At 60.8% G+C, this 21302-nt stretch carries 15 protein-coding genes; 4 read left to right on the plus strand and 11 right to left on the minus strand.

From position 1 onward, the window contains the following. From VB734_RS08180 to VB734_RS08185, 3 genes are all read right to left on the minus strand, one after another. Positions 1-269, minus strand: a 269-nt coding sequence (locus VB734_RS08180) for a hypothetical protein (protein ID WP_323243239.1), incomplete at its 3' end; no start/stop codon positions are given. A 529-nt stretch (positions 270-798) separates the two neighbouring features. After that, positions 799-1002, minus strand: a complete 204-nt coding sequence (locus VB734_RS14650) for a helix-turn-helix domain-containing protein (protein WP_261349856.1) — start codon at positions 1000-1002, stop codon at positions 799-801. A gap of 1398 nt (positions 1003-2400) precedes the next feature. After that, positions 2401-2964, minus strand: coding sequence for a pyridoxamine 5'-phosphate oxidase family protein (locus VB734_RS08185; RefSeq protein WP_416223709.1), 564 nt, complete (start codon positions 2962-2964; stop codon positions 2401-2403). Between the two features lie 262 nt (positions 2965-3226). Between VB734_RS08185 and VB734_RS08190 the strand changes: the two genes are divergently transcribed. After that, the gene (locus tag VB734_RS08190; protein ID WP_322781886.1) at positions 3227-3391 is read left to right on the plus strand and encodes a hypothetical protein; all 165 of its coding nucleotides are present in this window, start codon (positions 3227-3229) and stop codon (positions 3389-3391) included. 83 nt (positions 3392-3474) lie between these two features. Here the strand turns inward: VB734_RS08190 and VB734_RS08195 are convergent, their stop codons facing one another. After that, the gene (locus tag VB734_RS08195) at positions 3475-3621 is read right to left on the minus strand and encodes a hypothetical protein (RefSeq protein WP_323243240.1); all 147 of its coding nucleotides are present in this window, start codon (positions 3619-3621) and stop codon (positions 3475-3477) included. Between the two features lie 258 nt (positions 3622-3879). Here VB734_RS08195 and VB734_RS08200 point away from each other — a divergent pair, with 258 nt between their 5' ends. The 3 genes from VB734_RS08200 to VB734_RS08210 all read left to right on the plus strand — a co-directional run bounded on the left by VB734_RS08200 (position 3880) and on the right by VB734_RS08210 (position 6745). Further along, positions 3880-4017 carry a hypothetical protein gene (locus VB734_RS08200; RefSeq protein WP_322781885.1) on the plus strand — a complete coding sequence of 46 codons (138 nt, stop codon included), beginning with the start codon at positions 3880-3882 and terminating at the stop codon, positions 4015-4017. 331 nt (positions 4018-4348) lie between these two features. After that, positions 4349-5818 (plus strand): hypothetical protein, encoded by a 1470-nt coding sequence (locus VB734_RS08205; RefSeq protein ID WP_322781884.1) that lies wholly within the window; start codon positions 4349-4351, stop codon positions 5816-5818. A 3-nt stretch (positions 5819-5821) separates the two neighbouring features. Beyond that, positions 5822-6745: a hypothetical protein gene (locus VB734_RS08210; protein WP_322781883.1), complete on the plus strand. Its 924-nt coding sequence runs from the start codon at positions 5822-5824 to the stop codon at positions 6743-6745. 92 nt (positions 6746-6837) lie between these two features. On the opposite strand, the gene brxL is transcribed toward VB734_RS08210, so the two are convergent. The 7 genes from brxL to VB734_RS08245 form a co-directional block, all read right to left on the minus strand. Next, the gene (brxL, locus tag VB734_RS08215) at positions 6838-8880 is read right to left on the minus strand and encodes a BREX system Lon protease-like protein BrxL (RefSeq protein WP_322781882.1); all 2043 of its coding nucleotides are present in this window, start codon (positions 8878-8880) and stop codon (positions 6838-6840) included. 108 nt (positions 8881-8988) lie between these two features. Beyond that, positions 8989-10425: a hypothetical protein gene (locus tag VB734_RS08220; RefSeq protein WP_322781881.1), complete on the minus strand. Its 1437-nt coding sequence runs from the start codon at positions 10423-10425 to the stop codon at positions 8989-8991. Positions 10426-10440: 15 nt separating this feature from the next. Then, positions 10441-12765 (minus strand): BREX-1 system phosphatase PglZ type B, encoded by a 2325-nt coding sequence (pglZ, locus tag VB734_RS08225; RefSeq protein WP_322781880.1) that lies wholly within the window; start codon positions 12763-12765, stop codon positions 10441-10443. A gap of 3 nt (positions 12766-12768) precedes the next feature. After that, positions 12769-16284: an Eco57I restriction-modification methylase domain-containing protein gene (locus tag VB734_RS08230; RefSeq protein ID WP_322781879.1), complete on the minus strand. Its 3516-nt coding sequence runs from the start codon at positions 16282-16284 to the stop codon at positions 12769-12771. Positions 16285-16290: 6 nt separating this feature from the next. Further along, a complete protein-coding gene (gene brxC / locus VB734_RS08235; RefSeq protein ID WP_322781878.1) occupies positions 16291-19779 on the minus strand; it encodes a BREX system P-loop protein BrxC in 3489 nt (1162 codons plus the stop codon). Then, the gene (locus VB734_RS08240) at positions 19779-20333 is read right to left on the minus strand and encodes a BREX protein BrxB domain-containing protein (protein ID WP_322781877.1); all 555 of its coding nucleotides are present in this window, start codon (positions 20331-20333) and stop codon (positions 19779-19781) included. The genes brxC and VB734_RS08240 overlap by 1 nt, the downstream gene beginning before the upstream one ends. Continuing rightward, positions 20330-21142 (minus strand): hypothetical protein, encoded by an 813-nt coding sequence (locus VB734_RS08245; protein WP_322781876.1) that lies wholly within the window; start codon positions 21140-21142, stop codon positions 20330-20332. The genes VB734_RS08240 and VB734_RS08245 overlap by 4 nt, the downstream gene beginning before the upstream one ends. Between the last annotated feature and the right edge of the window lie 160 nt (positions 21143-21302).

Below are 21302 nucleotides of genomic sequence, written 5' to 3' on the forward strand. Positions count from 1 at the left end.
GGCGTGGGCGGCGCCAGCCGTCGCGCGAGGTCGGCCTCGGCCTCGGCGATCGAGGCGCCCATGACGGCGGCGTTCAGCGTGACGGGGTTCTGGGGCCCGCAGTTGGAGCAGATGACGAGACCGTGCAGCGCGTAGGCGGCGGGCGAGGGCTCCAGGGTGCCGGCGTTGCAGCACGGGCAGGGGCCGCAGTCCTGGGGGGCGATGCCTAGGACCTGGGGGTAGAGCTGAGCCCAGTGGCCCTTAGTGGAGGCGCGGAGGCGTTCATTCATGACCACACCTCCCCGGTGCGGCCCGTGCCAGCACGCAACGGACGCGCTACGGTGTTGTCATTCATGACCCACCTCCCCGGTGAGGTTGTGGGCTTGGCCCTCGGGCCTGGCTATCCTGTGCACAACAGGTTTCGTCATCAGTCAATCAATCCGGTGTCAGCCGGTGCGAGTTGTTTCTGAACCGCTCCCCGATGTGGCGTCGGGAGAGCGGTTTTTTTGCTGTCAGGCCCCTGGCGCCCTCTTGCTGTACCGGCGGTGGGAGGATCGAACCGGGGCGGCATCGCCCAGGCCGACGCCCTGGGCCACCAGTCCGGCGCGGATCAGTCCACTGACGGTGGTGGCTTGGCTGGCGGCGGCGCCAGTCGCTGGCGTTGCCCCCATTGCGTTGTGGCACCGGGAGCTGCCACTGGGGTGGTTCTTTGGACTCGTCCCGGGGCGCAGCTGCGCTCGGTGGTCTGGTCTTTTCCACTATTCACTCGCAGCGTTGCTTCTGTCCCTGTTGCACTGGACGGCGGAGGGGGCTCTCTCCTCAGGACAAGACGCGCCGCGAGCGCTTCGCCAGCGTTTCTTCAACGCTCTCGCGGTTCCAGAGCAAAGGAGGACGCTGCGTCCCGATCCCAATGGCTCGGTAATGAATGCCGGCTCGTAGGACACCGCTTTGACGAAGACGCCGCAGGGTGGCATCACTGACGCGCAGCAATTCCGCCACCTCTCGCGTGGTTGAAGTAAACATCCTGATTGGAAGAAACAGCTGGGCGGGCCAGATCGACCTGCCACGAATTAACTGTACCCCAATCAATGCACCTGCAAGCAGCAAACAATGGACGAGTTTCTCGGATTTTGACTATTTCGTTTCCATTAATGTCTTCCGACGAGGTCTTGTACTTTCGATTGCAGGCGTAGGCCGTCCAGCCGCCTTCCGCGCACCTGCAGGTGGGTAGTTGGGCTTTGGCCCGACAGCTCGCCCGCTTCTCTCGGGCTCAGCTGCAGTTCCAGCCCGAGTCTGAGGGCCAAGGCATGGCGCAATCCGTAGAGCCGCAGGTCAGCCGGCAACTCAGCGGTTACAGGCGCTGAATGATGCGCTCACAGAACAGAGAGTTTTCGCGTGGCCTGGACCCACGGCGCCCTGGCTGGAAGGTGGAAGGTCCAGCTATCGAGCCCAGCCCAAGCAGGTGTTAGGGCCGGCGGCGTACGGGTGTTGCCTGCCCCCTGGCGGTCTGGTGGCCGTGGGTCGAACACCGCGAGGCAAACGAAGGCCACCAGCTTGTGAGGGGGTTGCTGGCGCCAGACCGCACGGCAGAGGTCATGAAGCTTGAGCCGCGCGGCGCTCTGCGGTGGGTAGCTCTATCTCAAAGAGCGCTGGCAACCGGAGCCACGCTGCAGAAGAAAGGACCCGAAGCACCCCTCTTCACATTGGGGGAAATCCGGGGAAAGGCCTGCAGGGTGCTTTGGTGGACCCGGCCGATCTCGGTAGCCTTTGGGGAGATTGTGTCGGATCCATCGTGCAGGTAAGTGTTTCCGATCTAGAGCTGTGCGAGCGCTGCAAAGCAGCTGGGATGCCTGAACCCTCGCCGCAGGTCCATTCGTCCCACATCAGGGATCGGCTGACACCCGTTACTGACGAGCAGCTACTAACCCCGAGGGATCTTGGCGGGCATGGAGGTCTGATCCCCGGTTACTCTGAGAAACGCATCCGACAGTGTGCGGGCTGGTCAGTCGAGCATCACGCCCCACGCCGTGATCCCTTTCTGATCCTTCGGCACGACAGCGAGAAAGAGGGGCATCCCTACCTCTACATCGACGGCCCAGGTCCCAAGAAGTATTGGGACCTGGTGGAGATCGTGAGCCACCCGCCGCTTGGATCACTTGGGCGCCCTCACAGGGCTGCGGAATGGCGGTTCCGAAGGCTGCGACAGGTTCTCGAAGTCTGCTGAGTTTGGCTGGATTCAGCGGGAGAACCAGCTGAGAAGTCCACAGCCCGAAGTCGCTGGGGGGGATCGGATTGGCTTGCTGTAACGATGGCTGGGGAGCTTCAAGAACCCCATGCTCCGGGCATCTCACCTCCTTCGGCGGGCCGGTTTTCAACGCCCTTGCGCGGCCACGCACGCAGGGGACACCTGCTGGCATCCCCTCAGGGATTCAGACACTCCTCGCTCCAACGGCCTTCCCGGCGCCATCGACGGCGCTGATGTGGATGACCGCCGAGCTCCAGCAACTCAACCTGCTCGAGACCGATCCGCAGCAGATGGAAATGCTCCGGCAGCGCAGTGTCGTCCACGAGCTCAGCCGGGAAAGACGCTGCGGCATCAAACGGTGCTCCGGGTTCGGGCCAACCCCAGAGAGCACGACCTTCGGGGGAGAGCCGTTGCCGCTCGTCCAACTCCACTTCAGTGGGCAAGTTCAGAACCGCACCGCGCAGGCGGAATTGACAGCGGGCCTTGGGCAGCAGCCAGCACAGCTCCACGGCGGGCTGCTGCCGGAGCTCGACCAGTTTGGCGCTGCGGCCGTCAGTGAGCAGATCCAACGCAGCGCCATCGGCCCAGCCACGGAACACCAGGGTGCGCACCCGTGGTGTTCCATCAGCGGCGACGGTGGCGAGCTGCAACCACCGCGCCGCTGGCGAGCGGCCTTCCCGTTCGCGGGCAGCGCGCAAAAGGGGCCGCCATGGCGGCAGCGCCGTCACGCCGTCTGCGATTGGCGGCGGTTCAGGGCCAAGGCCAGGCCACCGATGGCCGCCAGGCCCAGGGCGCCAGAGGCGGCCAGAAACACGAGCGTTTGCAGGGCCAGCAGGAACAATCCCAGCGCGGAAGCAGCCTTGATCTCTCCCCCGTCGCATCGGCGAGATCGATGCCGCCCTCTAGGCCCAGATGCAGCACCCAGGGCCGGTGCTGCAGGAGCTTGAAGGCCTGCTCGCGCAGCACCACTGATGGCAAAGGAGGGTGAGCCACATCGCGCCCATGCCCAGCAAGCGGACCAGCACCAGGGCCACCAGCAAGGCGAAGACCAAGCCCGCCGCCAAGGCCAAACCCAGCCGCCGCAAGGCCAGGGGCAAGGCCGCGGCGACCGCTGAGCTGCCAATCCCCTCGGCCGACACCCTCAGCCGTCAGCAACGCAAGGAGTAGGCCCGCTGGCAGGCCGAAGACGACCTCCGGACCCTCCGCCACGCTGAGGAGATCCGCGCCCAGCCCTCACGCCTCAAGGGCGCTCAGCAGCTCGCCACCATCGAGATGCAGGCGCTCCAGCGGATCAAGAGGCCGCTCTGAGCCGGGATCGCCTGCCCAGCGACGGCCGATAGCGCGAGCGGATCCGCCGAGCCGCCCGCCGCCTTCTGCGCTGGCGCGAAGCCGGGCAAGGGCCAGCCACACCCAATGGCGGAGCGCAGCGGAGCCCTACGAACAGCCCGACTGGATGGTGCAACCCTTGCCAAGGCGCGGAGCATGGCAGGGCCTGCGGCATCGACCCCACAGCGCAGCCAATCGCCCGGGGAAGACCACCGCTGGTGCGATCGATGGCCGCGGTTATGCCATTGGTTGCCCGCCGCTGTCGCTTTAGTTGATGGCTGATCGGGCCGGTCAGATCAGGCTGGTGGCAAGCGATTTCAGCCACTGCCGTGCTCCGTATCCACGGCGACCGTGACAGCCTGCTGGCAGCCCTGGCCGCCCACTGGACCGACCGGCAGCTTTACATTCCGTCGATGCTCAAGCCCGTGGTGCGACCGATTCGCCGTCGGCTGCGACCTCAGCGCTGAACCGCCTGTCGCAGTTGATGGCCTATGGCTCAGCCCAGCCCCACCAGCTGCCGTGGAAGGGTGGTGAAAACCTTCATCTGGACACCTTGTATGCCGTCAGGCTGAACTACATCTGCGTCGGGGGAGCGCTGAGAGAAAGGCTCTAGAGGTCGTTGAGCCGCGATGCCATCTCAGGCTCGAATCACATTCCAGTGCTGGAGCGGGCTGGGCACGGGTTGGGCGTGGGGACGATGTGACCCCTGATGCCCACAGTATGACGCAAGGCTGAGACCTCATGGCCAAAAGCCTCCCAGGCAGGCCAACATGGATCGAGCACGTCGCCGCGCGCGAGATGGCCTACCTCGTTAGCAAGGGCTTTCTGGATGCAACCCAGGACTGCTTCGAGAACGCCATCACTACTGGGATCCTGCAGCTTGCAAATTCACACCCTGACCTTGACCGATTCAGTGGTCATGCCTTCCTAGACAAGAAGAAGCTTTGGACCAGAACCAACAAGGGCTTCTGCGTCCGCTTTTCACCGCAGTTCACATGCATGACATCGGCTCTTGTCCGAGGAGACGCCGAGATCCCGGATTGGCTGCTACAGCGACTTCGCCAGATCTGTCAGACAAGTATTCAGATTGCGTTGCAGTTTCAGAGGACTTGCCTGGCTCAACACCTCTACAATGCCACAGAGGTAGACGAAGACTCCCTAGAGATCCTCGACGGTCATCAGCTGAGCCTGGAGAGAGGGGTGACCGCAGGCATTGCCTATCGAGCTGGGACAGAAGCAGTGGAACGATCCAACGATGCAGCGCAAATCCTGAACGACCCATTCTGGAACAGAACACTTGAATCGACTAATGCTCCAGGCAACGGACTGGTCACCAATCTGGGAGAGTTAAGCGGCAATCCAAACTGCCAGGGGTTTGCAGCAGAGTTCCAAGTCATCAATGGTTTCAACGCGCAGGCTGCAGCAAGTGAAAGCCCCTATCGAGCTGTGAGCACCGAGTCCTTTGGCGGCAGCACATCGCAGAACTCTCCTGATATACAGATCATTGACTTGAGAACAGGTGATGTTGTTGATGAAATCCAGGTGAAATCAGGTGGCAACGAGTATGTGAGCAGCTCCATTGATAACAACCGTTACGGAGATATGCATAAGCTGCACAACCTGGAGGCGGGCACGGTAGATGGCGGCAGCCAGACATACACGTCACCGGACCAACGGGTTCAGGTTTCTTTCACCCAGGAAGAAGCACAACGGATTGCCCGCGATCCTCACGGCTATGTCGATGATCAAAGAACAGAAGTGCAGCATCAGATGATGGGAGAAAAGGTAACTGGCGTAGCCCATACACTCACAGCAGGTGCAATGGCAGGAGCCGGAATGAGTGCCGTGGGTGGCTTTGCGGAATGCCTAGGCGCGATCGCAAGAGGAGATAATGCCCGATCCGAGACGATCCTCAAGTCGATTCCGGATCGAGTAAAGGACGGTGCAATGCGAAGCCTAGGCCGTGCTGGTTTCATTGCTGCAGCACAGGCCCTGGTAGGCGCAAACCCCTTGGCAGCGGGGGCTGGTGTTGTTGGCGTCGACATGGTTCGTTGCTTCGGCTCCGTGCTCAATGGTCAGCAGACACCGGAAGAGGCGTTCCGCGATGCGACACCCAGAACCCTCGGAACAATGGCAACAGTGTCGCTATGCATGGCGAACCCAGCGGTAGCCATTGGAATCATCGGCTACAGATTTGCCTATGGTTTTATCTCCAGCTACGCTAAGGCAACAACTGATACGACCCTCAGCCTTCGCACAGCCAGCTGAACGATGCTGCTTCGCTTTCTCGACTCAATCCTCCCTGGCTCGGGAGCCATCATCAAGTCAGCAGTTCGAGCGGTCCAAAGGGGCGTCGAATCCTTTGTCCAGTCCTTGAGAGAAGATTGGGCAAAGTGGACGTCAGCTCAGGCAGGTGTAAGTCGCCCTTCAGAAGAAATCAGGCACTCCATTCGTGAGGCCGATGGAGAGATTACTGATCTGGAACGCAAGCTATGGCGTGATGGCCAGCTGAATCACGCTGATAGGGAGCGACTCGAAAAGCTCCGAAAAACGGCTATGGAGCTGGCTGAGGAGCATCAACAGGCGCGGTCTGAAGAAACAACATCCGAGATTCTGGAGGAGAGAAGCGAAGCTGCGGCCACCTCACTTTCGCAGGATTATCTGCACATCCTTGACTGGTCACGAGGACCTGCAGTCCGAATGAAGCGGTGCCCGAGATGCAAAGCTCCGATGTATCTCAATAGGCGCAACAATCCAAAAGCCAGTATCCTTACCATGCAGGACTACTTCTGGGCCTGCACAAACTTCTACATCCCCAAAGGCATGCCAGGGCGATGCGATGGAACTCTGTCATTCAGCGAACAGGACTTCGCGCTGTTGCATAAAGCGGGCATACCCGAGCTGGAGATCACCCGAGAGCAGTTCAATCTGATTACTGCCCAGAAGCCAGCTCTCAAGGTAATCGAGAAGAAGATGAGCCAAGTTGTCGGCGCGCAAGATATTGACGTGAACTGTCCTGTTCACGGCCTTCCACTAATACTGCAGGAAAAACAAACAGCCGAAGAGGGAAATATCCTTGACTACTACTACTTAAAATGCCCACATATTGGCTGTGGCCAGACGCGAAAGCTTAAGGATGCAGCGCAGCTCGCCTCATTTCTCACGCGAGTGACAGGTGAGGGTATTTTATCTTGATCCTAGCGACCAGCCCGAGTTGCTGAAGGTCTGGGCTCAGAAAGCTCATTGAATTGCCAAAGTACACTGCGGCCATTACCGGGACAAGTCGACTACTCCTCTAGCCCCTTAAAAACTGCATCCTCAGGATCCTTGTAAAACTCGATCGATATCTTGGTCCAGAGGTCGTCCGGTAGATCGTTAAGCCCCCGGCGTGCCGAGACGGGCATCAGTAGCACCTTGGCCTGCTTCTCGACAGCCAGTTCGGCGATGGCGACGGCGTTGGGGATCATCTCGACCGAGCCGCCCAGGTTGAGGGAGCCGAAGATGATCGTGCTGCCACGGGTGTTGCGCTCCAGCAACCCACCCACAAAAGCAACGAGGATCGGCAAACCGAGGCCGGCACCACTGCGGTCGTTGTCCATGGCGCGCAGCTGGATGGAGAACTCATGGCCGCGTGGGTCGCGGTCACCCACCAGTCTCTTGGCTCGGGCGTAGAGGTTCTGCTCGCCCACCTTGGTGCTTTCACGGAAGGCAGGTGGCACGGGCTGGTTGAGGATCTTGACCCCGCTGCCGGGCCCCACGGCCACCTCGATTCGGTAGAGGCTGGGGCTGGTTTCGCCGGTTCCGGGGCTGATGGCCCACACCTGGCCAGGCGGCAGGGGATCTCCATCAATGGCGTCGTCACTGTGGAGCTCGGGCGTCGCCACGAACTTCTCGACCCCATCGAGGCCCAGGGTGTAGCTGAAGTGGGTGTTGCGGAACTCGCTCTTCAGGCAGCGCTTCTGCTGCTCCTTGACGCGGCGGCGTGATTCCAGCGCCAGGCGCACGATCCATTCGAGATCCTCGTCTGGGATCTCCATCTCGGGATCTGGGAACAGCAGCTTGATCAGGGCGCTCACCGTCTTGTTGACGCCCTCGATGTCGCGGCCGCTCAGTGCGCCGCCGAGGTGCACACGGTTCTGCATCGCCGCCAAGCGGCTGCCATCGCGCAGGCGGCTCCAGCATTCGCTGAGGAAGTCGCTCACCAGGCCGAAGTGGCTGGTGAGGTGCTCGTTGGGGTTGAGCTTGGGGAAGTTCCACCCCGGGGCGTAGGCGTGGATGCGGTCCTGGAAGGCCGTGTCGTCGCGCATCTCGCGCGGCAGGGGGCTGAGCAGGTGGCCGATGCGCTGCTGCTGCTCAACATCGACATCGAAGTTGCCCACCATCACGATCCCGCCCTCGGCGCGGATGCTCTCCTTGCCGCGGCTGAACTCGCCGGAGGCCATGTAGCCCTTGAGGATATTGACGCCGTCCTTCTGATCGAACGACACCCCTGCCACCTCGTCGAAGCAGACCACGTCGTATTGGCAGACCAGGCCGCGCTGGCCGTTGCTGTTGTTGACGAACATCTTGGCGACGGTGGCCTTGCCGCCTGAGATCAGGTGCGAGTAGGGAGAGATCTGCTGGAACAGGTGGCTCTTTCCTGTACCGCGTGGGCCCAGCTCCACCAGGTTGAAGTTGCGCTCCACGAAGGGAGCCATGCGGAGCAGCACCACCATCTTGGCCCGCTCATCGAGGGCGGTTGGCTCCAAGCCGATCGAGCGGATCAGGAAGTCGCGCCACTCGTCGGTGGTGAAGGTCGAGCGGCCCTTGGCCAGGATCCCCAGCACGTTGGGGTTGGACATCTGGATCGGCCGCAGCCCGGCAATGCGGAACGGCCGGCCGTTGCGCTCTTGGGCAATCACCGGGTCGTACTCCAGCGACACCTCGGCATAGAAGCCATCGGTGAGCATGCGCTCGTTGGCGCGAACCAGCTCGTCGTCGATCTGGGCGTCCTTGATGGCCAGGCTGGGCACCTCTGCCGCGTAGGAATCGGTGCGGGTGTCGAGCCGGGCCCGCACGATGTCGATGATCTTGACGCTGCCCTGATCACGGGAACGGGCCTTGAACAGCTCCTCCTCTCCGGTGCGGACGGTGCGCCCCTGGAGTTGCTTCTCCACGATCTGCAGGCCTTCTTCGATCTCGGCGGGATCGGTGCTGGCGCAGTAGCGACCCAGGAGGAACTCCACCACGTAGGTGGGCACCGGGTACTGGCGTGAGTATTTGCGCACCAGATCCTTGCGGACCAGGAAGCCATCAAAGGCCATGGCACCGAGATGATCGAGATGGTCCATCGGGGAACAGTAGTACTTTGGACTAGATGGGAGAAGGGGTCTGAAGAATTTGGCAGGCAGCTATAATTGATAATGTACTTACAGAGTGAACAGGGCTTCCGCGTTGAATCATTCTTCTTCTTCGGCGTATGGGTATATCCAGGCCCCACGAACAATATTGCAGACTGCATGTATGGGGCCAACTGCTAGGCCTTGTTCGATCTGATCATGGATTTGACCCTGCAGCTTCGAATCAAGACTCTCCCATACCTCTGCATCGCTAATCTCAAAGCCGTTGCTGCATACGTCGACTTCTATGACCTTGGAGAGTTTTGCAAGGTAGGCTTCCTTGTTTCTAGAGCTGTCGCCAAGGGCACATCTGGCTTGGACAATAGGACGCCAATACGCGCTTAAACTGTCAATCCAAACACGAAATGTATTATGGGACATCTCCATGTACCGAGGATATCTAAAGCTCTTTAGCAGCTCCCATTCATGCGGCAAGCCAACTTCGAACGGATTTTGCGGCAGTGCTTCTTTTGTTGGGGCCAGTATCTCACCCTTGCGTAGTATCATTAGGTAAGCCTGCGCATCATAACTTCTCATCGGCCGGTCTTGTGAATATTCTGGCGCTTGAATCCCCTTAATTCGTCCTTGATTCTCGCCGAGCCATTCCGCATGCAGAAGCGAGAAGTCAGTCTTTTGGGAGATTGGCTTAGAGATTAGTTTTATAGCCTTTGAGCTGAAGTCAGCACATGCCTCGCTGAGTCGGTGAGCATGGTCATCAAATTTTAACGATAGCTCGCCAGCAATGTCCTTGGAAAAGTTGTAGTCGCCTGACTTTGCCTTGATAATGGAGAACATTATATAGATCTCAGGATGCCTGCCCAAGGGAGGTATCAATTCATCAAGCACATTGGCATGATCAGAGATCACCTCTGGGTCTAAGAGATCGACAGGCCTGCAAGAGGCCAGCAAGATCGCTGATTTTCTGAATAGCAACTCAATTGCTCTCTCGGCAAGCTCTTCTGATGACAGGCGTTTCTCTGGCCAAGAGCATGTGTCGGCGCGATCATAACCTGAGCCCCACTTAAGTCTGTCAATGGAACTCTGGATGACGGCGAAGAAGCTCGTTGTATCAATCTCCGCTATCGTTTTTGCAGGGATTGATGCAATAATCTGCATGGCATAGTTCCATTCTTGTCTTTGCTGGTTACGCTTGTGATTGTGATCTGCAACCTTTTTGTCGAGAAGTGATGGGGTTAGTTCTAGGCGAAAAGCGAGCTCTGCCCATTTCTGCGGGACACTGAAGAAGTCAGAGTTCTCGGCTATGAGATTGACTGCTGCTCTCTGGTGGTGCCAGCTGGGCCAAATGCCAAACCTGAACCTTTCTGCTTCCATTCCCAAGTCAAGCCAGGTCTTAAGCCCTGCCTCCATGCAGCGAATCCACAATTTAAATTCTTTCGGCTGGAGCTTGTAGTTTTCGGTGCTTCTCAGGTAAGGAGCATCACTGGATATACCCATCAATGAGAGGGTCTCTAGGTCCGTGCTCGAAAGTGGATACATGGACTTTCTCGATAATCAGGCAATCCGAGTCTTTTTTTGGAATGCCACTTTCCCCGTCGCGTCTAGCATAACTGCGACAAGAGACACGTTTATCAATTCCGCGTCTTCGAGTAGCAAGGCTGCTTGACCGTTCTCAAACTCTTTTCGAGATATAGCAGCCGAAGGTCCGTATGCAGACTCAACTCTGAGATCAGCTCTCATTCCTCGAATTACACCTATGGCTTTGATGTAGCACCTCAGCCCCTTCCAGCTGATCTCGGAGATGGCAGCTGCAGGGGCACTGCTAGATCCGCCAGAGACCACCAGCACGGGGGTGAGGCATTCCTGCAGGCTGATGCCGCCATGGGCATAGGAGTAGCTGCCGCCTGTGTTGAAGCAGGCAGCGCCGTTGGGGGTGGCGAACTGCTCGCCGGGGTTCCAGCTCCAAGTGGCGGTGGGCACCGGCACCTGGGAGTCACCCTTGATGGCGGCGCAGCGGGCCCACTTGCTGGCGGTCAGGTGCTTGGGCAACTCGGCGGTGGGCAGGCCATCGGGGCAGAACAACCAGCCGTGGTCGGTGACGACCTTCACCGAACGCCAACCGGCATCGAGGAGCTTCTGAATGCGGAGAGCCAGCCGTTCGATCTCGTCCTGAATCACCCGCGGCAGGTCGTTCTGGAGTTGATGGCCTCGGTGATCCAGGTCGCCGATCTCCAACCAGCCGCGTGCCTCTGGACCAGCAGGGATGTTCAACTCGTCATCGCCCAGAACCGTGTAGCCCTGAGCGGTGAGTGCCTTGCGCAGCTCAGCTGCACTCGTGGGCTTGCCGGAGCCGAAGGATGGAGCGAAGTCTTCTGGCAACGACTGGCCCTGGATCTCGCCGATCAGGGGTGTGATGGCGGGCTTGGCCGTGGCCGTGACGGTGGGCAACCCCGCCCAGCGGGTGGTGAGGCTGCCGGTGATGCTCATCACCTCCAGCTCTTTTTGGAGCTGCCTGGCCACGTCGTAGCGGAGGCCATCGGCAAACAGCAGCACTTCTCCGGGATCGGCGGTAATGGCGCCTTGGTCTGCAGGAGAAGGCAGGCCACTGCAGGCGACGGCTTTCTGGAAGCGGGTGGCGGTCTCATCCAGCCAGGGACGCAGCAGTGCTGCCACCACCTTGCGCACCACGTCTTCCTGGGATGTGCTTGCCATCGCCAGGGCCCGCCAGGCGGAGAGGTCTGCCTCCCAACCATCGGTTGTGTAGAGCGCGATGAAGTCTTCAGACGTGCTTCCCACTAGGGGCTGATCGGCACGCTGGGCCAACAGCCCAAGCGGTTCCAACAGCTTTGCCATGGGTGAGAGCCCGAGCTGAGCCCAGATCCAGCTGCGCCGCTCGCGGTGCTTGGCCTCCAGCTCCCGCACACACCGACAGGCCTCGGGATGCGATTTGCCGCTCAGGCCCTGGAGATCGGCAAGCACCTGGTCCTCACAGGTGGCGTTGTGGGAGGGCCAGCGGGAGAGGTCTTGAGCGCCGACGGCCAGGCCCATCTGCTCCGGCTCGATACGGCGCAGCAGCTCGGGAATGCCCGGGAAAGCCGTGGGGTTATCGGCAAAGCGCTGCCAGACTTTGTCCCAACCGCCCTTCCCCTTGGTTAGTCGTTCGGCGGCTGAAAGCTCACCGTCTTTGGCAGGATCGAACTTGAGCTCCTTCTTCCAGATGGCGGTGAGCGCACTCCAGCGCTCACGTGCGCAGCGCAACTGGAACGCCTGGGGATCGGCCATCCACTGTAGCAGGTCGCGGGTAGGGTCGTCAGCCAGCAGGGCGTCGAAGTCTTCTGCCTCCAGCCGCTTGCCGCTCAGCTGGTCGATGGGCATGCTGGCCAGTTCGGTGAGGGCACGGCTGAGTGCTGTCTTGGTGGCTTGATCTCCAGCCAAATCGAGATTCAGGGCATCGGCGGAGCTGAGGAAGGCGGCCAGGGTCCAGTCGCGCCCATTGCGCTGGAGCCAGAGGCTCCCGCGAAACATCAGCTCGATCAGGAGTTCCAGGGCCCAGGGGCAACCCTCGCCTGCCCGCAGCTCCTGCCGGCTAACGCCCGGGAGGTAAATCATCGGCACCTTTCCGACAGCAGCTTCATCCGCCGGCAAGCTGCGATCCACAATGCAACGCAGCCAGAGCGCCGGACCCTGCTGGTGATCGGGGTCGTAGTCACCCAGACAGAGCAGCTCAGGCAACTGCTGCCGTAGCAGAGGAATCAGCGGTTTCCACTCGCTGCGTGGATCAGTCCAGAGGATGGCAACCGGCGACTCTTCCGCATCGCCGTGGACGTTGCAGCCGCGCAGCTTTTGAATCAAGAAATCGAGCAGGGTGCGTGCCGCCATGGATCAACTCTCACCCCGATGACGAGCCCTGGCAGCCTCCTTGGCTGCACGGTTGTAGTGAAGGTCGTTCCAACGATTGCCATCGAAGCTTTTGCCTGCTGGGACTGGTTGATAACGAGGTTTATTCCCTTGATCAACCGTAATGTCAGGTGGAGCGCCATAGTTGGCGCATTTAGTTATGTCCGAAGGGTTCATGGCTGGATCAGTCTCGTCCCATCCCCAGAACCATGGAAAGTCTTCTTTGGAGCGCATCGGTTCCTTGCCGCGGTCTTTAGTCCACTTGATCGCGCCTGGCTTGGCGCGCAAGATGCCAGCTCCTGCCTTCCCTCCTTTGCGTAGCTGGGCGCTGAGGAAGGGGCGGATGTTGAGGCGAACACCGTCATTGATATCGGGATCCCAGCCGATCGCTTGTTGATGCAGTGGCTTCCAGCGGACAAAGAGGTCATAGGGAGGTTCCCCATCGAGGATCTTCTTGAGCTGACTTTGGAGATCGAGGGCAGCGGCAAGCCGATCGTCGGCACCGTTGATTCCCTCGGACTGATCGAGCTTCTGACGATCGATCCAGTCGCCTAGATAAGTGTAAGTAAGCTGCTCAAGAGTTTTACGACCCTGACCTTTGGGAGCAGCGAGCTTGTGGTAATTCACGAGGGCGCTGAAACCGTTAGGATTGCCATCCCAGATTTGCCAGATGAAAGGACGCGATTGAAATAGCTTGCAGTGCTCGGCAAAGAAGCTCTGGCGCAGCCATTCGCCTAGGTCGGTAGCGGCTCTTCTGGTGTCATTGGCCACTGCTGTTTCCAGCAGGAGCTCACGTTCTTTGGCATTGCTCCACTCATTGCCAAAGGCTGCAGAAAGCAGTCCACGAAGACGATCAGCCGCTGCAGCTTCTCCACGAATGGGGGTCAGGCACACGATGCCATCTTCATCTGCCAGTGGCTCCAAGCCATCTGGACCGAGCGCAGGGCAATCGGGAAAACTTGAGCCGACCTGGCGTGGCCAAAGAAAACCAATAAGCCGTGCCACGGCCACGTGCAACGACTGACTTGCGCCTGAAGGATGCCCACTGAACAGCCATTGCGTTGCATCAGAAGAAGCTGGCTTAGGTAAACCTTGGGGGTATTTGTCCTCAGATATACGTTTCCAGTGGGCTAGATCAAAGGGAACCTTGACAAGCGTAGCAGTAGTTACCTTTAATGCCTGGTCAATCTTCCTTACTTCCTTGGTAAATTCGTTCGACGCCATGAAGGTCGCAATAGCAGCCATATCCTTGCGATCCTTCGGGATAACTGCACTGCCATTCATGTTGAAGAACTCGCCCGTATATATGGTTGCGGCAAGCTCTCTCATTTGACCAACGAAAACTCCGAGCCTTCCAAACGCAGCCTGGCCTTGCACGCGCGCTTCAGGACTGGAAGCAAGTGGGCCATCGCCACCGTCCCAGCGGAGAAGCTGGCTCCGCCCCCCATAGGGAACGGCTTTGTCTACAATTCCCTGGAAAAACTCCCATCTCCCGCTAATGGATGAGATCTCCCAAAATGTGACGACATAACGTGGATTGTCACCGGTAGTTGTCCCTTGAAAGGCACTGGAATACTCCTCAAGAAGGGAGCCGGTGACAGCTCCTGCAACCGCGATCCGGGAGTCAGGGTTTGCAAGCTGAGCCTTCTGATCCAAGAAGAGTGTCTGGGAATTCTTTAGAACTTCCTTCTTCTTGGAAATCGGCCTTGCCTTTAAAGCATCCATACCCATAAACGCATGGCTCGGCAGTGGAGCCTGTTTAGAAATAGAGAACAGGACTGCAACTGGCCCACGATCGCCAAAGCTTTGCCAGGCATCCTCTCCAAGAGTCACGCCAAAGTCAAACTTATATTGCTCAAGCAGAGCACCTCTGAGCTGCTTGTAGCTTGCCAGGAACCACCAGTGCTGCGGCGAAACTAGCGGAGCGGAGCCGCCAGGATGCAGAAAAGCCATGGAGCGTTCTATGAAAGCTGCTGCAAGATCAGCCTTGCCAAGAGAGTGATGCGCATCGCACCACTTTCTGATTTGATCACCCTGCTTGCCGCGCCCCAAGAAAGGGACATTGGTAGCAATCAATGTATATTGCCTCGATAGAATGGCAACGGCCTTGGAGATCCCGCAGGCTGCAACCGCGATTTCATGACCCAAGCTATCTTTTGAGCCTTCAACAGGCATTCGCTCAAGGATGGGTTGGAGTTCTTCAAATCCAGCTTCTAATAAATCAGTCTCGCTGTCACGAGGGTTGATTAGGCTGCCCAATACCGCTGCCTTTTCGAAGAGTCGGTAGAGGCGCACCATGCCATTCCTGATCCGTTCGTTATCGCCAGCCAAAGCCAACCACTCAGCCTCGCTGGTATTGGGAGATAGGCCTGAGCAGGCCAGATTCATCGCCGGCAGCTTGCAGTAGCTCACGCGCCGCCATGCGGCTAATGCGAGGCTAAATGCCGCAATCTGAGTGCAGCGCGGGTCTATTTCTAATCCGTACAGATTGCCGTCAATGACGTGCACCACTGCAGACTTTTCGCTCAGCCCTTCTTCTTCGATCCGCAGCGCCACCAAGCGCTCGAACATCGCGACCACGAAGTGTCCGCTGCCCATGCAAGGATCAAGGCATTTCAGTTCAGCCGCAGTTCTGGGCCAGCCTTCAAAGGTTCCAGCCGCCGGTGCCCACTCGCCATCGTCTGACTTCACGAAACGCAGGTAATTCCAGGGGCAGCCCGGAAGGGCCACGGCCTGGCGCAGGTCTTCCTCGGTTTGGGCAATTCTGGCCAGGTGGGGATTGGCAGCCAGTACTTTGCCGGCGTGCCAGGCGCCGAGGGTGTTGTCCAGCAGGAAGTCCACCATGTAGTCCTCGGTGAACAGCTGCGTGACCGGGGAGAGTTCATCGGCGCCGATCTTCACGCCAGAATCGTTCACCTCTTTTTTGCGCTTCGTCTGCCAGAACTGATAGGTCCAGCCCAGGCTGTCGCTAGCGGTAAACACCTCAGTATCCAACCCCGCCACCAGGGCCTTCAGTTGTTGGCGGATCTCCAGGGGCAAGCTGAGCACCAGCACCGGATCGTCCGTGCGGAAAATCTCCGGCAGCATTTCTTGGGCGAACTGTGCGGCCAATCCCCAGAGATCGGTACCTTCCTCTGCAGCGAGCTCTTCGCATTCATCGAGGCTGATCGACACCCCAGACGTGGGTTCGTTCAGCAGCTGGTTTTCGGCCAGAAAGCGAGCGAACAGCATCCGGTGCCAGTGCTCATAGGCCATCTCCCGCACCAAGCGATCAATCGCCTGTGTTCCCTTCTGGGCGTCGCGTTGATCCCCCAATTGGCGGCCATGGGCGCGCAGGCGATTGCGCAGTTTGCGCTCGTCCTCACTCATTGAGGAGAACGGCTCGCTTGCACCGACTGTCAGGGCGGTGAGGGCATCCCGCGCCCCGCGCTCGGCCAGCTCGCGGGCCTTCACCACGGTGGTTTCGAGGGTCTTACGCAGATCGGAGGGGAGGGCGGGCATTGGGAATCAGTTGATCTGGATCGGACCGTTTTGCAGGGCTGTCAGCAGCTTCTGGCGCTCCGCTGCCCACCACGCATCAAGTGCTTCTGGGTCTTTGAGTACCCCGCTGCTGAGCTTCAGGGCCTGAGTGGAGGGTTCCAGTGCCTTAGCCGCCGCTGTGCGGGCCTTGGCAAAACGGGTTGGCACGCTCTCGGCCAGCTCCCTTCGGCTGGTGATGGAGCGCTGTTGGAGCGCTTCCAGCAATCGGCTCCGATCCACGGGTTCGGCCGATGGGGGTGTTGCAGGCAGCTGCAGGGCCTGGCTGATGCGGCTGCGCTCGGCTTCTGGCAGGCCCCGCCACTCGGCACTGGCCTGCAGTTGCTGCAGTTCCGCTGCCACCACCTGGCTCACCTGTTGTTGGGCCTGTTCCAGCTCAGCCGTGAGTGCCTGCTCCAGTTTCTGGAGCAATGGGGCCACAAAGTCGGTGGTGGGATCCAGCAATGAGCGCTGGCCTTTGATCGCCTCCACCTGGGGCTCCAGCTCCTGCTGTACGGGAAGTCCTTGGGCCTGGTGCAGCAGAGCCTGCAGTCGTTCCCAGCCAGGCAGGCGTTTTTGCTTCAGATCCACCAGGCTGCAGGCCTGATCCCATAGCGCTTGAAGCTGATCCTTGGCATCAAGGATCGCCTTGAGCTGCTCAGGGCCGCTCTTTTGCCGCAGCTCCTTCAGCAGGGTGGAGCTCACTGGCGAGGGCAGCGGGGAATCGCCACCGGATTGGAGAACCTTGTTCTCGATGGCATCGAGGAACTCGCATGCCTTGGCTTCTTCCTGTCCCGACAGGGCCGTTACGCCGGCAATTCCATAGACACCCCGGACTGCCAGTTTTTCCTTGGTGGTGAGACGCACCTCCTGCAGGTAGAAGCGGGCTTTTCCAAGGCTCTGCTGATCGAGCTGGCCAACCGCGATCGGATTGTTCTGGCTGTCCTTGGCGCTGAGGGTGCCATCGCGGTGGAGGGCCAGCAGCACTGCATCCATCGCATCCTGCGGCCAGCCATAAGGAGACACCCGCAGCTCTGCCCGGATGGCGCTGCCCTCCTTGCCGCCGCCGATGGCGTTGATCACCTGACGAGCCACCGGATGGCTGTCGTTGGAACCTTGATGGCCCACAGCCGTAAGCGGCGCATCGCTGCCCTCTTTGGCGCGCTTCACAGCAGTGCCCCAGCTGCCGTGATCGGCCTTGGGGAACTCGGGGAACAGCCGGGCCAGCGATGCCTCTGAGGCTGCGGACTGCAGCTTCTCGCTCAGCTTGGTGCCATACTCCTCAATGCCGCCGCCCTTGAGCACCAGGGCGTTGGCGATCACGTCGGCGATCAGCTCGTTGCAGTCCTCTTCTGCGCGGCTGAGGCGGCTTTGCATCGCCTGCCGTGCCTCCAGGCCCTCCGGCGTGGAGGGGGTGCCGTAGTGATCGAGCACCCGGCGGGCCGCCGTGGCATCGATGATCCGGTTGCGGAGGTCTTCCGCATTGCGGCGCGGCAGGAATACGTGCAGCACGGGGTCGTCGGCACCGGCCTCGCGGGCGGAGTCGCGCACCTCCTTCTCACCGCAACCCCAGCCGTCACGGATCCACACCACCACCTGCTCGTGCGAGGGGGCCGGCGGCTCGGGATTGATCCACTGGACAATTGAGCGCGGGATCTTGGCGTCGCCTTGCAGCAGGCGGATGGCCTTGAGTTCCTTCTGGAGCTCCAAACCGAGACGCTGCTCGCGCTGGGTGGTGACTTCGGTGTCATCGTTGCGAACCGCCTGGCGCTTCTCCTCAAACAGCCGCTGCCACTGGGCGCCTTCCGTGGTCTGCAGGCGGTATTCCACTTGCCCCTGCTCGGCAGGGATCGGCATCACAACACCGTCCTCTGCCATCGCCTCCAGTAGGCCGGCGATCTGATTGCGCAGCGGTCCGCTGTCCTTGCGCAGATCCGGCACCATCAGATCGGCCAAGGTGCGGGCCGTGGCGCGGATCCCTTTGTCGGCGCCCTGCTCACGCGGCAGCCGGCTGATCAGGAAGGCCAGCCCGCAGAGGCTTTGCTTGAGCTTGCCCTCCTCGCTACCGTCATCGAGGCCGGCGATGCGGTTGTTGAGCTCGTTGAGCAGCACGCCAGAGTTCACCAGGTCGGGCCCCATGGCCTGGAACAACACATCTCCTGTGATCACCCGGCCCAGGTCTTCTTCTGCGATGTCTTTGACCGCGTCAAAGATGATCCGTAGTTGCGAGCGGAGTTGGCTGTTGGTGCCGGCCACATCGACGCTGCGGAAGCACTCCTCCCAGAAGCGCCGGCGCGTGGGCAGCAGCGGGTAATCGGCCACTGCCACGTGGCGGTCTTCCGTGCGCTCCTTGATCAGGCTGCCTTCTAGCTGCTTGGAGACTTCACCGGCATTCGCCTCCAGCACCTGCTGCACTGCAGCCTGAGCATCGGCACGTTTCTGGAGGATCACCTTGCGGATCACCGTTTCCACGTCGGTGTCCGACAGCTGCACCGTGACGCGGAAGCGATCCTTGAGCTTCTGGAGCTGCGGCGTTTCCGAGGACAACGCCGACTGACCGGACGCCACCAACATCACCCGGCTGTCGAGTTCTGTTTGCAGCGCCTCGGCCAGCTCCACGAAGTCGGTGGCCCGGTCGTTGGAGTCGCCGATGTACTGCTGTACCTCATCGAGCACGAGCATCGTGTGAGGCAGCTCGCCACCATCGGGTGCCAGCGCCTTGCGAGTCAGCTGCACGAACTCGGCGGTGGGGATGTCGCTGTCGCTGTTGGGGAACTGCTGGCGGATTACGTCGCGTGCTTCCCGGTTGCCAGCGGCAAAGTCGCGGTCCTGCTCCAGCACGGCCCCGGCGATCACCGGGCTCACGTAAAGCTCATCGAGCTCCTCTAGCCAGCGGCTGCCTTCTGCCTCCACCGCGGAACGCACCGCATCGAGGTAGCCCTTCTCCCGCAGCCAGAAGCAGAAGCGCGCCTGCGGCACCTTCTCGGGCATGCCCACCGCCTTGAGCAGGATCGCCAGCACGGTCTTGCGCACGGCGTCTTTGGCGCCGGAGGGCATGGCGCCGCTGGCGGCCATCAGCGGTTTGCCGTTTCTGGCTGCGAGGGTGTCGAGCTCGCGGAACTGGGCCTTCACCCCATCGGGGAGCTCCAGCACCAGATCCCGGGCCCGTTTTCCGTGTCTCACCTCGGTGTTGGCCCACAGGTGGCCGAGCATCTTCTGCAGGTGCGACTTGCCGCTACCGAAGAACCCCGACACCCACGTAGCGTTCTGGCGTGCCTGCCCCTGCTGGGACAGATAGCTCTGCAGGATCCGCTCCATTGCCTGGCCGTACTGGCCGTCGCACACGAAGGTGCTCAGCTCGCCTTCCAGCTCGCGCCGGGCATTCTCATCGTCGAGCGTGGTAATGCGTGCCTGGCCGTTGTTTGCCAGTGGGCTGATGCGCGGGTCGCGCTGCAGGGTCTGGAAAATCTGTTGGTTCATCACACCGCTCCTGTGGGATGGCGGGTGATGCCCACCGCCATGTAGTTCCAGCCATCTCGGGCATCGAGCAGCCGGTAGTTGTTGCCTTCCTTCTGGCCGGGGAAGAACACGACCAGACGGCCCTGGATCTTGCCCTCTATCTCCTTAATCACATCGGAGAGCCGAAGGAACCCGAAGAGGCTTCCTGCCCCCAGCAGCGCCACCACGTCGTTGTCGGTGGCCTGGCTGAGCTGGGCCTTGATCAGGTCTGCCACGTGGCGCAGGAAACTGGAGTCCAGCTTGAGGCGGATGTCGTTAGGCCGCTCGAAGTACTCCTCGCGGTACTTCATGCAGCCCATCCACTCCGCAAAGGCGGTAGTGAGGTCTACCAGCTGCCAGCCATGGCCTGCAGTCTTGGTGGCCTGTTCGAACTCCAGCAGCTTGGCTCGCAGGTGCCGCTCCAGCTCCTTCTCGTAGACCAGCATCACCACCCGGTTGGCCGCGGGCAGACCCTGCTGCCAGGGCACAGCGATGTGATCGGCGTAGCGCTTTGCGAGCTCGTCGATCCGGCTCATGGTTGGTCGCCCCTCTGCTGAGGATCGAGGCCACTGGGGTCGATGGCGACTACCCCAGCGCCGTGGGAGAGCTTGAGCAAGCCCAGGCGCTTGGCCTGCTGTGCCAGCTCCAGCAGCCCCGCGCTGGAGCTATCGAGCGCAGCCGCCCAGGGGGTGCTGAGCAGGGCCTTGCCCCGCTTGCCGATGGCGTAGCCCAGCCACAACGCCAGGGCCAGGGCCACCGGATGGGGCTTCAACGGTTGACGCAGTTTCTTGACCTTGCCCTTGAGATGACCGCTCTGGGTCCATGTGCTGGCGGTATTGCGGGCCACCGCATCGAGCACCTTGGCGCTGAGTCGGTCATGGGTGAAGCCCTGGACCGCCGCCACCATTTCGGAGCGCTGCAGCAGCTCCCCCTGGGCCATCCCCATCACCTGACCCGTCGTAGCCATCAGTAGCGGGTCGCGGGCCAGGCCGTTGAGCAGGGCCAACTGGGGGTGAGCCGCCGGATCCACGGCCCAGAGACGGCGCAGCACCCGGAACAGAGGCTTGCTGGGATCGAGGCCGTGCAGGGCGGTGAGCCGGGATGCCGTTTCCTTGCGGGTGGAGAGGGTTCGCTTGCCCAGCACGTTCTCCTCCACGATCGCGGCCCGGTACGCCTTCGCCGGAGCGTCAGCCGGAACCGCTGCCAACAGAGCTTCCAGCTCCTGGAGCATCAGGGTTTTGCTGGTGTGCGGGCCGCTCTCGGCCACACGGAAGCCCAGCGCCGCCAAGTCACTCCTGGCGCCGGCGACCTTCGGTGGCCTTGGTCTGGAGCGGCGGGCGGGCATGCAGCGGAGAATCTGGGCTGCCCTGGGAGGTCCCTGGTGTAGACCGCACCGAGGTTGTCTGCGCATGCAGCTCAGCAGCGGTCTTGCGGCAGTCTGCCTGGTGGCAACGCCAGCCGCTGCCTGGCTTGTCTGGGCAGCGGCTGGCATGCGGAAAGTATGC

The organism is Synechococcus sp. BA-124 BA4 (assembly GCF_034931165.1).